Raw genomic sequence first — 13,168 nt, forward strand, 5'->3', positions numbered from 1 at the left:
ACTAAATTTTCTCTTGTGCAAAATATCAAAAAAATATTATTTTGCACATTCATTCCTGCCTCTACCACTTGAAAATCGCCTACTATCATTTCCCTGCCATCCTTTTTTCTTATATTCTTCAGGTTTTATCCATTCATTTATCGAGAAATCTTATGGTCAGTTGTTTTCGATAGCCCCATTATCTTATGAATACTTGTAATATAGATCTAAATATGAACTTCTCTCCTGAAAAAATTGTAGTCCCAAACACTGCACACCTGTGCATGTTTGGGACTAGATAGAACCTCCTATCAGACATTCGAGTTTACTTGAGTTTTCTATCTCTTCCTAAGTAACCTCTTCACGCCTCTCTTCTCTATACAAGTCTCAGTGATGATTACAACGATGCCTATGCTCATTTTCCTCTGATCCGTGTCCATGTCCAGAGCAATCATGACTGGCATATACCGGATACTGAATACGGATACCATTCATATGGAAGGTCTTTCCTTGAAGTGCGGCTTTGTGAAGACCCCATGATGACTTAATCATTTTCTTTCCCAACCACAAGCTGAGAAGCGGGTCAACATACTGGACAAACTGGAAATCATGTCCGAACTTCCATACCACCAGTTGCCCCACGATGACAAACATAGAGTCTTGGAGATCATACTTCACATGTAGAAAAACGCCCTTCAGGTTCTCTTGCGATTTAGTGGCAATGATGACCAACAGACTGACGAGATTGACCATCAGTCCGATCACTGCAACACTGAAGGATACTTCCACATGTACTTCTTGTGGATAAGCCAAACGTCGCAAGGCTAGACAGATGGAACCGATTGATGCCACGAAGAGGAACAGAGCGCTGGCGAAGTCCCCGATCATCCAGAGGATGGAAGAATTTGCCTGCTTCAACCTACTGGTGACAGAAGGATAACACTTCTTAAGCCACTTCGGTGTTTGGGTACCCCAAATAGCAATGGAGAGTACCAACCAATATGTTAGTTGACTCGAACCGTCAACCAACATATGGATAGCATCACTCATAACGCTAGATGAATGTGAGCTGATACTGCCTACAAATTGGACCAGAAATCCAATGAGCAACAGGATGAGGAGAACTCCTGTGATCTTACGACTACGACGTGGGTCACGAGACTCGACTAGATGCTTATGCATGATTCTTTCTTCCGTTAGTAGGTTCTACCGAACAACATTTTGCTCTGGGCAGGCTATTGCTTGTATTTCACCCAAAGAGCATCGCTTCATTCCTATAAATAGGAATGAATATGATTTAAATGTCCGCTCAAGCGTATATTTGTGCAATTAAAATGTCAAAAAGCAAATAATCTTTTCTATTAAATCGTAATCATTATTGTTTTTAAATCCTCTTCTGTTCTCTATTATTTTGCAAATCGCTTATTCCCTCATCTTAAAACCGCTGATAAACATAAGAATCTTTTAAAGCCGGTACTTTTTTATAATTTTTTATTTTCAATCCAGGTACATCCCCAGATTCATTTTTCATTAATTCAAATGTCCCTTCGAGTTGAAACCATTGGTCTTTTTGAAACAGATTGCTTTCTGGAGTATCAATCAAAAATCCAACAACACCTGCATCTGCCACACAGCAAGTAATCGCTAAACGAGCTATCACAAATTGATCCGTTTTCAATCCTTCTTCCCGATATACAAAGCCAATGGTGCGAATCTTTTTCCCGATAAACTGTTCCGGATACATCATCAACACATTGGACACATCGATATAATTTTCACTGGTCAAAATGATGACAGGCAGTTTCTTTAATTCAGCAGCTTTCTTTTTATATGGAAGCTCCCACTCTTCTTCCGTTAGTTCTTGAGGAGCATCTGTGGACTGATTTGGATAAGGATTCGCCCTTTTCACTTGGTTTGGAACATATGTATACATTTTGTTATCTGCTAAACTCGTTTCGGCTGGTTTACTAGGAAAAAAGAGAAAAAATAGGATGGGTAAACAAACCATCACATAACCCCATATCCCTACTGGGTGGACTGCTCGTTTTCCAACGTTTTTTAGTTGAACCAAACCAAGTGTAAGCAAAAATAAAACACTGATAACACTTAAGTATTGCAGACGAGGATTAATAAAATAATCGAGATCATGAGATATGATCAAGTAAGATAAAACCAAAGCAAACCCAAACAAAATAATGATGCGGAACAATGCTGCCATGTTCCCCCTCCTTTCGACTATAAAAACACCACAACAGATATAATCGTCAACAAAGTAGTCCCACCCCAAAAAAACCAAATGACCGCAGGTCGAAAACTACCGCTCATCATCAACAGATTTTTCAAATCCATTATCGGTCCATAGACGAGGAACGCAAAGAGAGGTGCAGCACCGACCGCACTACGAAAAGAAGCAGCGATAAACGCATCAGAAGAAGAACAAATGGATAAACCAAAAGCAATTCCCATCAATAAAAGAATCGATATGCCCTCATACTTTGCTGCCGCTTGAATGGCAGAAAAGCCAATAAAAGTTTGAAAACAAGCTGCTAAAAAAGCTCCTAAAACAAAATACTTCCCCGTATTTAAAAACTCAAAAATGGAGTGATGTAAGGCATGTTCCACGCTTTCTTTCCAATTCTTCGTATAAGAATGCTCATGCCCCTCATGATCAGTCGTACAACAAGCTTCATGTATATGGTCGCAACTATTGGGAATTTCCTTTAAAACAGGAGTATTCCGAAAAAACAAATAAAACAATCCCCCCATAACAATCGCAATACCTGCTCCCATAGCTACTCGAACGATCGTTATACTCCAATCGTTTCCAAATGCTATATAAGTAGAGAAGATCGTAACCGGATTCACGATGGGTGCTGCCAATAAAAACGTAAATGCAGTATATACAGGCAATTTTTTCTCTATTAGACGTCTAGCAATCGGCACAATTCCACACTCACAGACCGGCAGCACAAAACCTAATACAATCGCCATCGGAATCGATAGAAATGGATTTTTGGGAACCCATCTCCACAATCCGTTTTCATTAACAAATTCATGAATAAAACTTGAGATAAACACGCCAAATAAAATAAACGGCAATCCTTCTAAAAAAATACTTAGGAAAATAGTAGATAAACTAAGTAACTGCGGATTTTTTGTAAAAGAAGTCAAGAATCGGATATCCCATTCAAAAGCTAAAAATTGATCAGAACTAAAAAAGAGAAGAAAGCTTGCTAAAACAAAGACAAGCAAAATCTCTACATAGTAATTTTTAAGTAAACGAAGCATGATATTTCCAACTCACTCCTCATTCCATTCCCTTCTTCTCCGCTATCAAACGACCAAGAAGATGCAAAATTTTCTCTATCCCACTACTTATATCGTAATTATTCTTTTTTGTAAATGTGATCATCCTAGATCACCCTATTGAAATAGAAAAAATAGAAGATGCCCAAAGAGCTAAATTATAAGCATAAAGCTAATCACTACGGGAAATTATAAATGATTTTATATTTTTTATAAATATTAATAGACACAAAGTAGTCAAATCGATATAATGAAAATCGCAGAGAGTTAAATAATAATAATTACGATTTAACGAGAGAGGTGCACATGAAATTGAGAAAAGGCGTTGTTTTTGGGTTTCTATTCATTCTACTCGGGTCACTCGTTGGTTGTACCAACAGCCATGCTGATCATCCCACGAAATCCGAGCAAAAAGAGAATCGTAAATTAGTAATTTACACAAGTATGTATCCTTTAGCTTTCTTCGCAAAAGAAATAGGAGGAACACAGGTAACCGTTCACAACCTCACACCGCCAGGGGTAGAACCACATGATTATGAACCTACACAAAAAGACCTCATTCAACTTAATCAAGCTGATATGCTTATCTATAACGGTGCAGGCTTAGAAGGCTGGATTGATCGAGTACGATCCAATTTAGACAGCCAACAAACGATGATCGTCGAATCAACGAAAAATATTGCTCTGTATGATAGTACAGAACAAGAAGAAGGTCACATTCATGAAAGCAACGCTATAAACAAGGACCCTCATGTTTGGTTAGACCCCATACTCGCCAAAAAACAAGCGGAAAATATCAAGCAGGCTTTGATCCAAAAAGATCCACAACATCAAGCACTGTATGAACAAAACTATAAGAAACTCGCTAAACGTTTTGACCAATTAGATCAGTCTTATCAGTCTGTTTTGGCTCAGGCAAAAAACAAAAATGTAATCACATCCCATGCTGCTTTTCACTATTTGACAGAGCGTTATGGTCTAAAGCAGATTGCTATTTCTGGCATATCACCTGATGAAGAGCCAAGTCCCAAAAAGTTGAAAGAAATTATCCAATATGCAGAACAAAAGAAGATACATTACATCTTTTTTGAAAAATTAGTCAATCCAAAAGTAGCACAGACAGTAACAAATGAAATCCATGCCAAAGCGCTGATACTAGACCCTATAGAAGGATTAACAACAGATGAACTGAAAAAGGGAGAAGATTATTTTTCGATTTCAAGGCACAATCTACAAAATCTCCAGACTGCCTTGCAATAGGAGACAAATCAGGTATGATCGCTGCCAATATTCCTACTATTGGTTAGCATATTAATCAATGGGCAACTAACCTAGAGGAAACAAAGATGAGGGATGAATAAACCTTGCCACATAGGAGGAAAATCATTTCTTCATAAAGAGAAAAAAAGTACGCCGGTTCTCAGAAAACCGGCGTACCCACATTTACTTAATGGACTTATCCTAAAACGACCTGATCTAGTTTTAGTTTCCTAAGTAAATCATTCATTTCTTCAGATCTTTCCTTCTCTGCTATTGATAGATAGTGATCTCTCAATGTTTCTAAAGCTAGCTGTCTCACTTGATTATCTTTTGCATCAAGACCTCTCTTTACATACTCTATACCTTTTTCTATATCTACATTCTTTACTAAATATTTTTGCCCTGCATTTTTCAGGTACGCGATCCCCAAATCCACTTCGACAGCGCTTACATTCTCATTAGGAAATTTATTCAGAATATACTCATGGATCAAGATGACTTGCCAGTTGTTCCCTTTCTCTTTTACAAATTGAGCGAAAGCGACAAATTCCTCAAAAGTACGTGGGTTTGGTACCGAATTAAACCAGTAACGATAATTGAAACGAAGGATGTAGTAAAATGCTACACATAAAATGACTAAGTAAGCAGAAGAAATTATCGAGACATTGACAGAGTTCTCACTATACTCCATAACTGCTTTGTAAGCCATATAGAAAATGCAGCTAGGTACAGCAAGTAAAAAGATTAGAAGCCCATATGGGTATAAATACCAACGATTTGGCAGACCTGGATAGTTTGGAAGTCCATTTGGCAATATACGCGATAGTTGTTTATCAATTTTTCTTTCCATCTCGACACCCCATATCTTTGAAAACGGATTCATACAACAATAACAAGTATTAGCAAAATTAATTACTATTATTTTAGCAGATAAATTCTTATTAGGAAATAAAAAAGACACATTTTTGTCACTTTTATTTTCCTATAATAATTTTCCCTCCCACCGAAGCGGGAGGGAGGCGACAGCAAGATCCTAAGATCACTCGCTATCCTGTTGAAGGTCAGCGGCTGGCATTGTTTTCCTCTAGAGAAGGAAGAGAAGAATGACCACGAGAGCCACCTTCATCAACGTCCTCCTGCGGTATGCGGCGATGACAGACCGCGCCCTTCCCATTTCCCCATACACAGTGGGAGGAATTTCCACCGTCCAAGGAACAGTCTCTGGTCCCTGAAACCATCCCCCTTGGGAATGGTGATCCGAATTGAGAACAAGAGGTGTCACCTTCCTGTGATTGATCAACCCAGCAAGACCAATCACCGTTGTTCGACCAAAAACCTCGTGATAGATTTCGGTAGAGAAGACTTTGGAGACACGCTGTCCTGTCTCTTCCCATGTTTCACGGGTTCCCGCTTCGACCTTGGTCTCTCCAGGCTCAACACCTCCACCAGGAAATTCCCAATCGTCCATCCTCTTCCCGACCGTTTTCAGCATCAGGATTTCGAGATGACGGGGAAGGTAGAACCAGTACCAAAACCTCCACACACAGACCGCGATCCATACAGCCACGCGTTGCCGCTTCTTCTTCCCCATAGCAGGGGCTCCTTATCCACTAGCATGGGTCGGCTTTCCAATAGTTTATCATATTCCTATTTTTATGACTTCCTAGCAGAGATCCTTTTTTGTGACTTGTCTGGAATTCCATATCTTTTGACTAGCAGTGTATATCCTTCCACTCCTTTCAAATATTCGTTTACTACCTTCAACTTGAACGTTGCTTCATATGTTTTCTTCATAGAAAATGCACCCCCTGTGAAGTTAGATTTGTTGGTCTAACTTTTGGGGTGCACAACAGTATAAGCTTACAAGATTTTTTTCATTACTATATAGTTACTTCTACTCTTTGTCTTCTATCCTCTTTAATCTCATGGACAATTGAGCGAAGCTTTGCAATGTCTCCATAAGGTATGTCTATGGAACCTAATCCTTCCGCTAACCTACTAAGACAGACTGGTAAACCGACCGCTTTTTCGTGTTGGTATGTATTAAAAAGCCATTGAATCTCTTCTACAACAAAATCAATGTGAGAGGAAAAGAAGAAACCTGCCCACTCTACTCCAATTTTTTCTCGCCTTTCAATCTCTGGATAATGACCAAGTTTGTCTTCTAAAGCTCTCATTTCGGCGAAATATTCAATACTTCTTTTTGGGAAACCAAGTGTTTCTCCGATAATCATATGAAAATCATAGGTTCCCCATTTTACACCTTTCATTCTCTTTTGATATTCTTTTTTTTGTTTTTCGGTTTGAAAAAACATAAATACGTTTTCTTGGTCTATATAAGATTTCAAGTGAGGATAGCTTGTTGGTATGAGCTTAAAAAGTTCGTTAGTTGGCTCAATCAATATTGAAGGTTTGTATCCATCCAAAAAGGCATAATGTTCCCTTTTTCTCATAAAAAAGACCACTCCATATCTTTTAACTTCTTGTTGAAGTCATTTTATATGAAAGTGGTCTGTCATAAGTGAGCAAGTTTTGTCGATATCTATAATTTAACAGACATGGTCACAACGAACACATTTCCATTCCCCTCTATCCCAAACCATCTGGTCATTCTTACCACATACAGGGCAGGCATTTGGTTTTGGAGCCTTCTTCCATCGAACCCATTTAAAAATACTCATAAAGTTCACCCCCTCATAACCAATAACATTTTATTGTGTTTACATTACATTCTGAATATTGCAATATTACATTTTATTTACATTCAGAAATAAAATGTAATATCTGTTATTATGAATTCATTGAATTTAGATATGGTAGGGGTGTTATTTTTGATAGAAAGTATTTTGAGTTGACGATTTATATAAGTATGTTCCGATGTTGAAGTGAAAAGTTGAAAATATTTTTGTTGGTTCGTTTATTATTAGGTCGCACCATATGTTTTAGTTGGCTTGTGACATCTACTGTCTGATTTCGAGAAATCATCTTTTCATGTTACCTTTAAATAGAGGAAATTCGACTTTTATAATCTTTTTTATTTAAAAATAAAAGATGTCACATACCCTCTAATTCTGCCTTTATTTTCTCAAGGTCAATTTCATTGTTATTTACATTCACTTCAACCTTATCAGCACCTTTATAAAGTCCATGAGTTTCTAATATAAGCCTTCCAGCCTGTGCATTTCTATCTTCAACTGCTGCTTTAATCATTGCATCAATTACCTCAGAAACTTTGTGTTTGGTATTATTGACAATCATCTTATTCATTGTTTGAGCAAACAGTGGTTTTTCCATCCATCGATATAACTGCCTTCTGCTAATTCCAACCTCTTCTGCTGTATCAGCTACGCTCTTTCCAGATAAAAGCAATGTCATTGTAGTCATATGTCTTTCTTCAAGTCGTTCATCAAAACACCCCCTCTCTGTTGATTTAAACCCCTAACTCTGATATTTTTAATAAGATAAGTTAGTGATTTCTAGCATCGGAGACTTCTATGCCTTACCGCCGTTCCAAGCTCAATCCCGTTGTCCGAGTGAGGAACCTTCCCACTCATCGATACAGGGTCGTGACAGTAGGCGACGAGTACTGTTCTGTTGAAGTGTACCTTGTTGATGGTATTGCGAGAATCTCTGTCTGTTCGAGTGGCTCTATCTCGATTTATGACAAGGACGGGAATGGCGTTGCTGATACTGGGACTACTTCTTATAGTAAGTTCCGGTTGCCGGACATCGGAGTAACGGTTGTGGTTATTCCGTAACTAGGGATGAGTCTGGTGCTACCCAAGTATCAGGCTCCCCAATTTTTAATAAATACATAATATTCTGATATTTTTTTATAGAAATAAAAAAATCTAACCCAAAAACCTTATGCATAAATCATGCATAAATGCCTGACGGCGCGGAACTCTTTCTTTTTCTTTTTTAAGTTCTTTTTTTCAGTAGAATATATCTTATAATACACTAACTATATCTTTTTCTGAAAAGCCTTTAAGAGTATTTAAAACAAATAATAAAAGCTTTTCAGGACGTCAGCTTTTATTATTTAAAAGATATATACAATGGTGAGATGATGAAAAGGACATTTTTTAAAAAATCTTTTACTTCTCTTTCTTCTTTGTGATATCTTGTAGATGAGTAGCAGGAAACATCCGTTGATTCCTTTGCGAATAATACAATACCGTGGCTCTTTCCCACATGCAGTTTCATCTACTTTTTCAAAATTGCCCTCTCAATTTCGTTTCTAAGCTCAAAAATACCCCTCGGAAGGTCCTTTAAAATCTCACCACACCCCCTTAGAACCGAAATCAAGACATATCATTCAGAATAATCTGACCTATTCTTTTCTGAAATCGCGTTTTGAAGAATAACACCCTCACTTGTATAACAGAATATCGCATAGGAATTAATATTCATATCAATGTATAAATATAACGAGCCAAAATGAAAACTATCCTTGATTTAATAAGGATTACTTTGCACTTTGGCATCATTCAAATAAATCAACTACAATTATACCGAAATTTTCTGGTAATTTTATTTTTGTTTTTAGTATTTCAATTAAATGAGCAGCATTCCATTATTTGAGCTCTATAGAGATACACTTTCATTATTCCTCATAATCGTGACTTATCAGTGTTGCCAGTATAGCTTCAACTGCATCTTCTTCATATGGGCGTTTCGCCTCCCTAACAACCCCATCAGCACCTACCCAACTACCAACTACTTCTTGTTCTACACTCGTTACCTGAATATTGTCTGCTGGAGTATTGCCCTCACTAAGAACAGAGACAGGAATACGTTTTGCATTAACTAAATTCAATACATCAGTAGCGTGAGCGACAGGGGTAAGAGTTGTAAAAGCAAATCCTAATAGTAAAGCTGTGGAAAGAAATACTTTTTTCATTTTCATAGTGTTACCCCCATTCTCAAAAGTCTAAGTTTCCTATTGTTTCAAGGTCAGATTCAGCCTCTCTTATCACGTGGACATGTTCATGCTTCTTGTCTACGTTTAAATTTGCTATGTTACCACCGGCTGCCACGCCTACAGCAACACTCTGTCCACTATTTAGTAATCCAATTCCGGCAGCATGGGCATTTTCTAGTTGTCCAAAACCTGTGAGTAAAGCTCCTGCACACAACACTACAGTAAATATACTTTTTCCAATTTTCATACTAGCATCCCTCTATCCTTCTATTAAGCGTTATGTTTATTATAAATTCTGATGAATTCAAAAACATCCAACAATTGTTAATGAAGTGTGGGTAAGATTTGTATAAATAAGGAATTACAGATAATACAACTAAATTCAAATAATACCGCTTCACTACTACCTGCTCATTCATCTTTCCAAGTCCTATAACCCTTTTATCATTCTTCTTATCAGATTTACAATCCACTCCACATTTTTTGATGTTTCAAGCTTCGGCAAGTAGTCCGATTTCTTAAAATATGTCCCATTCTTCTTTTTCCTCTTTATTGCGTTGTGCTGGTTGTAATACCAAGTATAGCTACAATATTGAATACGTTTATTTTTCGCGTAAAAGAAATTACCGCAACTATAACTTTTGCATTCCTTAAATCTTTCTTTTAGTGAATCATCTTCAAGAAGGCCAGCATCAACATAACTATCAATCAATTGATGTATTTTCTCTTTTGTGATTTGCTCGTTCTTTAGACTGTGTTCGAGTTCTTTCCATTCCTCTCTGGTCCTTTTCTTTGCATCTTTTATTGCGTTCTTCTTTCATTGAACGTTCGACATGATAATCAACAAGATTATTCAACTCACACAGCCCTGTTTGTTAGGTAATGAGATAGGAACTTTTCATACTTTCGTTAAATTGGAAGCTGGAAAAGAATTAACACCATTCATAACAGAACTAACGGGAATTACAGTGTACGATTTAAAATATGGAATCTATGAAGATGAAGCAATTGAACTCTTCAACAAACTGCGCACCTTCATGTAATTTATTTTGGTCTCATCAACAATTCCATGTGTTGATGAGACCTGATTATAAAATAAATCAAATACCTGTTTTTCCTCATCAGACAAAATAAACAGCGCATTCTCTAAATCAATTAGAAAATCGCTGTCCTGTATTTCAATTTTCAGTAGCTCCATATGCAATTTTTCAGGTGTCATCGAAAAATCCCCCTTAATTTATCCAATTGTTTTGTTGCTTCCCCAATAGTTGAATCGTTTTCTATTTTGAAATCAAGTGCAAGCAAATCTACCCGCATTTCCGTTTCATGAATTAATGATTTCATATTAAATTGTCATTTTCCTCTGATTCACTCAAGCCTTACAAACAAATTACTCTCAATTTTAATAACTGGTATCACATTCACATGTACAAACATCCTTTCATTCGGTTGTCTCATATCAGAGATAATAAAAAGGCTTGGCATATCATAATTCAAAGTGCCAATCAAACATTTAATCCAAATGTTTTCATCAATCTCTCTGCATTTCTGCCCGAATTCTTGCTATAGTTCCCTTGGTTTTTCTCCAGCATCAATTGGAACATCAGAATATATATGAGCGTACTGTTTAAGTGCATCACCAAAAGCATATTTAGTAAATCCGTATCTCCTAACAGCATAATCAGCTACTGTATCTTTTCCGCTTCGCATCTTTCCAAGCAATGCAATTCCCTTTAACCTCCAATCATGCTCATTAACATTCTCAAAGTTACTTAATATCTCTTTTACAATGTTTTTATAATCCATTCATTAACACCTCATTTCAATTTTTTAAGCATAAAAAAGAACCTGCAATTTTTACAGGTTCTTCATGAAAAAATCTAGTCATCTCCAACTGTATCGTCTGGTCCATGAAAACGCATAAAGGATACCCCCTAGCCTCATTGATGGGTCGCTTCCAAATCCATCATACTAACTTGAAGCTCAAATGTCTTTTGTAAATAATATTGGTGTGTTTCCATATTGTTTGTTTTTTTATAACAATAACACAGATTCACAATATTTTCATACTGTTTTTTTAATTGCTTATGTTTTACTGATAATTCTAGTGCTCCTTTATATGATGGTATCGCCTCTAGATACAAACCTTGCTCACGATAACAAGCACCTTGTACCATCAAAGTATCTAAGATTGTCACTTCATCTTTTCGTTTACCTGCAATCTCAATAGCTTCCTTTAAGACTTTCTGCGATTCCTCAAACCTCTTCATTTTTATATAAAGAAATCCAAGATTTTTAAGAGCATAAACAATGTTTTGCTCTTTTACCTTTTCTCTGATACTTAAAGCATTTAGATAATGCTGAACAGCTTCATCAATATTTCTCTCTTCATAAATGGTTCCAATGGTGGTCCAGAGCAAAGCTAATTTATCATAATTATTATTTTGCCTTGCAATGTTAACACCAGCCTCTGCAAATTCTAGAGCTCTATGATAATGCTTCACTTTATTAAGTAATTTGGCAAAATTAATATGAATTTGCAAAAACGTCTCTAACCTCAATACAGCAAGTAGTTTTGTTGGGTTTAAATTAGATATTTTTTCCCAAAGTTCTTCCAGTGTTTGTAAAGCTCTTTCATCCTCATTTAAATGCTCCAAATACATTGCCTTATTTATCAAAAGGTAAAACATCGTCGCTTGACGTTTTCCAGTTTCACTATACGCTTCTATTCCTTGCTCTGTATACTCTAATGCTGTGGTGTAGTCTCTCAAATAATAAAAAGTTCTACCTAATTCATTCAAAGTAGCTGCTCTGAGGTTTGCATCGTCAGGCTCTAACGATTTCAGAAGTAAATTGAGAATTGCATTATAATGTCTTTGTGCTTTATAAAGCATTTTCTCTCCATGTACTGTTCTCTTTAAAAACTGGCAACGACCTAATAAATAGTGATATTGGGGTGATAATCTACTATCCTTATTTAAAAAACTAAGTTCTTCCAATCTCTTCACAGAGGCGTCAAAGTCAGCAGTCAAAACTCCACCTAGTTTAGAAAGCTCTGCTTCTAACTCTTTTTCTTTTCGCTCTGCATCACTCAAGATTCCAAAAAGCTCTTTTCCAAGTCCAAGCTTTTCTGCATAGTATTGAATTTTATCTTGTGCTACATTTGGTAAACCTCGTTCAATATTCCCAACAGTAGAAGCTGAAATAAATTCATCAGAAATGCTATCCATACTCTCTTTTAATTCACTTCTTCGCTCTTTCAGTTTTGCCCCTAACAGCTTTCTATTCATCAGCTATATCTCCCGTAATACAATAATTTATTTTGCATTACATATTCAGCGAAAATCCCCTTTATCCTTCCAATTATGAAAAATATATTACTAATTTATCTAAAAAATATAAACATTGAATTATTTTTATTTAGATTCTATAATTTTACTAACATCTTAATTAACTAAAAGGAGTGTTTTACATGTTAAGTGTATTAGGACTACCTTTATTAGAAATTAATTCACCCCAATTAGAGTTACTTATAGAACCTATTGAGGGATTTGAAACAGGTTTACTCCAACTCCAAAATGTTACTATCTTTCAGACTCCATCAGGTACAATTTTAATATATGCACATGAAAATTAAAGAAATTATTTATAAAGTTGTAATGGAGCACCCAGACATAGAGTTATCAAAATTTCTGCATG

The 13,168-nt window shown here is 36.4% G+C and carries 17 protein-coding genes; 3 read left to right on the forward strand and 14 right to left on the reverse strand.

Going from position 1 to position 13,168, the window contains the following annotated elements:
• Positions 1 to 366: 366 nt before the first annotated feature.
• The 3 genes from AC5WOF_RS06115 to AC5WOF_RS06125 form a co-directional block, all read right to left on the reverse strand.
• Positions 367 to 1,161, reverse strand: coding sequence for a cation efflux transmembrane domain-containing protein (locus AC5WOF_RS06115; protein WP_496049059.1), 795 nt, complete (start codon positions 1,159 to 1,161; stop codon positions 367 to 369).
• Between the two features lie 253 nt (positions 1,162 to 1,414).
• Entirely contained in the window at positions 1,415 to 2,197 is a 783-nt protein-coding gene (locus AC5WOF_RS06120; protein ID WP_496049060.1) for a TIGR03943 family putative permease subunit, read from the reverse strand.
• A 17-nt stretch (positions 2,198 to 2,214) separates the two neighbouring features.
• On the reverse strand, positions 2,215 to 3,267 hold the full coding sequence (locus tag AC5WOF_RS06125; RefSeq protein WP_496049061.1) for a permease: 1,053 nt from the start codon (positions 3,265 to 3,267) through the stop codon (positions 2,215 to 2,217).
• A 324-nt stretch (positions 3,268 to 3,591) separates the two neighbouring features.
• Here AC5WOF_RS06125 and AC5WOF_RS06130 point away from each other — a divergent pair, with 324 nt between their 5' ends.
• Positions 3,592 to 4,545, forward strand: coding sequence for a metal ABC transporter substrate-binding protein (locus AC5WOF_RS06130; protein WP_496049062.1), 954 nt, complete (start codon positions 3,592 to 3,594; stop codon positions 4,543 to 4,545).
• 196 nt (positions 4,546 to 4,741) lie between these two features.
• Here AC5WOF_RS06130 and AC5WOF_RS06135 read toward each other — a convergent pair whose 3' ends face one another.
• From AC5WOF_RS06135 to AC5WOF_RS06160, 6 genes are all read right to left on the reverse strand, one after another.
• A complete protein-coding gene (locus AC5WOF_RS06135) occupies positions 4,742 to 5,395 on the reverse strand; it encodes a hypothetical protein (protein ID WP_496049063.1) in 654 nt (217 codons plus the stop codon).
• Positions 5,396 to 5,629: 234 nt separating this feature from the next.
• Positions 5,630 to 6,013 carry an NUDIX hydrolase gene (locus AC5WOF_RS06140; protein ID WP_496049064.1) on the reverse strand — a complete coding sequence of 128 codons (384 nt, stop codon included), beginning with the start codon at positions 6,011 to 6,013 and terminating at the stop codon, positions 5,630 to 5,632.
• A gap of 185 nt (positions 6,014 to 6,198) precedes the next feature.
• On the reverse strand, positions 6,199 to 6,339 hold the full coding sequence (locus AC5WOF_RS06145) for a hypothetical protein (protein WP_496049065.1): 141 nt from the start codon (positions 6,337 to 6,339) through the stop codon (positions 6,199 to 6,201).
• Positions 6,340 to 6,425: 86 nt separating this feature from the next.
• The gene (locus AC5WOF_RS06150; RefSeq protein ID WP_496049066.1) at positions 6,426 to 6,971 is read right to left on the reverse strand and encodes a hypothetical protein; all 546 of its coding nucleotides are present in this window, start codon (positions 6,969 to 6,971) and stop codon (positions 6,426 to 6,428) included.
• A 123-nt stretch (positions 6,972 to 7,094) separates the two neighbouring features.
• Complete coding sequence (locus AC5WOF_RS06155) at positions 7,095 to 7,226, reverse strand: hypothetical protein (RefSeq protein WP_496049067.1); 132 nt, start codon at positions 7,224 to 7,226, stop codon at positions 7,095 to 7,097.
• A 373-nt stretch (positions 7,227 to 7,599) separates the two neighbouring features.
• On the reverse strand, positions 7,600 to 7,929 hold the full coding sequence (locus tag AC5WOF_RS06160) for a phBC6A51 family helix-turn-helix protein (RefSeq protein WP_496049068.1): 330 nt from the start codon (positions 7,927 to 7,929) through the stop codon (positions 7,600 to 7,602).
• A 182-nt stretch (positions 7,930 to 8,111) separates the two neighbouring features.
• Here AC5WOF_RS06160 and AC5WOF_RS06165 point away from each other — a divergent pair, with 182 nt between their 5' ends.
• A complete protein-coding gene (locus AC5WOF_RS06165) occupies positions 8,112 to 8,303 on the forward strand; it encodes a hypothetical protein (RefSeq protein WP_496049069.1) in 192 nt (63 codons plus the stop codon).
• Between the two features lie 848 nt (positions 8,304 to 9,151).
• On the opposite strand, the gene AC5WOF_RS06170 is transcribed toward AC5WOF_RS06165, so the two are convergent.
• The 5 genes from AC5WOF_RS06170 to AC5WOF_RS06190 all read right to left on the reverse strand — a co-directional run bounded on the left by AC5WOF_RS06170 (position 9,152) and on the right by AC5WOF_RS06190 (position 12,759).
• Positions 9,152 to 9,448 carry a hypothetical protein gene (locus AC5WOF_RS06170; RefSeq protein WP_496049070.1) on the reverse strand — a complete coding sequence of 99 codons (297 nt, stop codon included), beginning with the start codon at positions 9,446 to 9,448 and terminating at the stop codon, positions 9,152 to 9,154.
• A gap of 22 nt (positions 9,449 to 9,470) precedes the next feature.
• The gene (locus AC5WOF_RS06175) at positions 9,471 to 9,716 is read right to left on the reverse strand and encodes a hypothetical protein (protein ID WP_496049071.1); all 246 of its coding nucleotides are present in this window, start codon (positions 9,714 to 9,716) and stop codon (positions 9,471 to 9,473) included.
• Positions 9,717 to 10,460: 744 nt separating this feature from the next.
• Positions 10,461 to 10,688, reverse strand: coding sequence for a hypothetical protein (locus AC5WOF_RS06180; protein ID WP_496049072.1), 228 nt, complete (start codon positions 10,686 to 10,688; stop codon positions 10,461 to 10,463).
• 344 nt (positions 10,689 to 11,032) lie between these two features.
• Positions 11,033 to 11,275, reverse strand: a complete 243-nt coding sequence (locus AC5WOF_RS06185; RefSeq protein WP_496049073.1) for a deoxynucleotide monophosphate kinase family protein — start codon at positions 11,273 to 11,275, stop codon at positions 11,033 to 11,035.
• A 134-nt stretch (positions 11,276 to 11,409) separates the two neighbouring features.
• On the reverse strand, positions 11,410 to 12,759 hold the full coding sequence (locus tag AC5WOF_RS06190; RefSeq protein ID WP_496049074.1) for a tetratricopeptide repeat protein: 1,350 nt from the start codon (positions 12,757 to 12,759) through the stop codon (positions 11,410 to 11,412).
• A gap of 182 nt (positions 12,760 to 12,941) precedes the next feature.
• On the opposite strand from AC5WOF_RS06190, the gene AC5WOF_RS06195 reads away from it, so the two are divergent.
• On the forward strand, positions 12,942 to 13,106 hold the full coding sequence (locus AC5WOF_RS06195; RefSeq protein ID WP_496049075.1) for a hypothetical protein: 165 nt from the start codon (positions 12,942 to 12,944) through the stop codon (positions 13,104 to 13,106).
• Positions 13,107 to 13,168 lie beyond the last annotated feature (62 nt).

Source organism: Shimazuella sp. NTD250, from assembly GCF_059510375.1.

What these genes read in the sequence shown, in the direction of transcription:
- AC5WOF_RS06140 (WP_496049064.1), bottom strand. Translation starts at nt 6,013, where the DNA reads ATGGACGATTGGGAATTTCCTGGTGGAGGTGTTGAGCCTGGAGAGACC.
- AC5WOF_RS06195 (WP_496049075.1), top strand. Translation starts at nt 12,942, where the DNA reads ATGTTAAGTGTATTAGGACTACCTTTATTAGAAATTAATTCACCCCAA.
- AC5WOF_RS06115 (WP_496049059.1), bottom strand. Translation starts at nt 1,161, where the DNA reads ATGCATAAGCATCTAGTCGAGTCTCGTGACCCACGTCGTAGTCGTAAG.
- AC5WOF_RS06190 (WP_496049074.1), bottom strand. Translation starts at nt 12,759, where the DNA reads ATGAATAGAAAGCTGTTAGGGGCAAAACTGAAAGAGCGAAGAAGTGAA.
- AC5WOF_RS06135 (WP_496049063.1), bottom strand. Translation starts at nt 5,395, where the DNA reads ATGGAAAGAAAAATTGATAAACAACTATCGCGTATATTGCCAAATGGA.
- AC5WOF_RS06160 (WP_496049068.1), bottom strand. Translation starts at nt 7,929, where the DNA reads ATGACTACAATGACATTGCTTTTATCTGGAAAGAGCGTAGCTGATACA.
- AC5WOF_RS06130 (WP_496049062.1), top strand. Translation starts at nt 3,592, where the DNA reads ATGAAATTGAGAAAAGGCGTTGTTTTTGGGTTTCTATTCATTCTACTC.
- AC5WOF_RS06175 (WP_496049071.1), bottom strand. Translation starts at nt 9,716, where the DNA reads ATGAAAATTGGAAAAAGTATATTTACTGTAGTGTTGTGTGCAGGAGCT.
- AC5WOF_RS06145 (WP_496049065.1), bottom strand. Translation starts at nt 6,339, where the DNA reads ATGAAGAAAACATATGAAGCAACGTTCAAGTTGAAGGTAGTAAACGAA.
- AC5WOF_RS06120 (WP_496049060.1), bottom strand. Translation starts at nt 2,197, where the DNA reads ATGGCAGCATTGTTCCGCATCATTATTTTGTTTGGGTTTGCTTTGGTT.
- AC5WOF_RS06125 (WP_496049061.1), bottom strand. Translation starts at nt 3,267, where the DNA reads ATGCTTCGTTTACTTAAAAATTACTATGTAGAGATTTTGCTTGTCTTT.
- AC5WOF_RS06180 (WP_496049072.1), bottom strand. Translation starts at nt 10,688, where the DNA reads ATGACACCTGAAAAATTGCATATGGAGCTACTGAAAATTGAAATACAG.
- AC5WOF_RS06185 (WP_496049073.1), bottom strand. Translation starts at nt 11,275, where the DNA reads ATGGATTATAAAAACATTGTAAAAGAGATATTAAGTAACTTTGAGAAT.
- AC5WOF_RS06155 (WP_496049067.1), bottom strand. Translation starts at nt 7,226, where the DNA reads ATGAGTATTTTTAAATGGGTTCGATGGAAGAAGGCTCCAAAACCAAAT.
- AC5WOF_RS06170 (WP_496049070.1), bottom strand. Translation starts at nt 9,448, where the DNA reads ATGAAAAAAGTATTTCTTTCCACAGCTTTACTATTAGGATTTGCTTTT.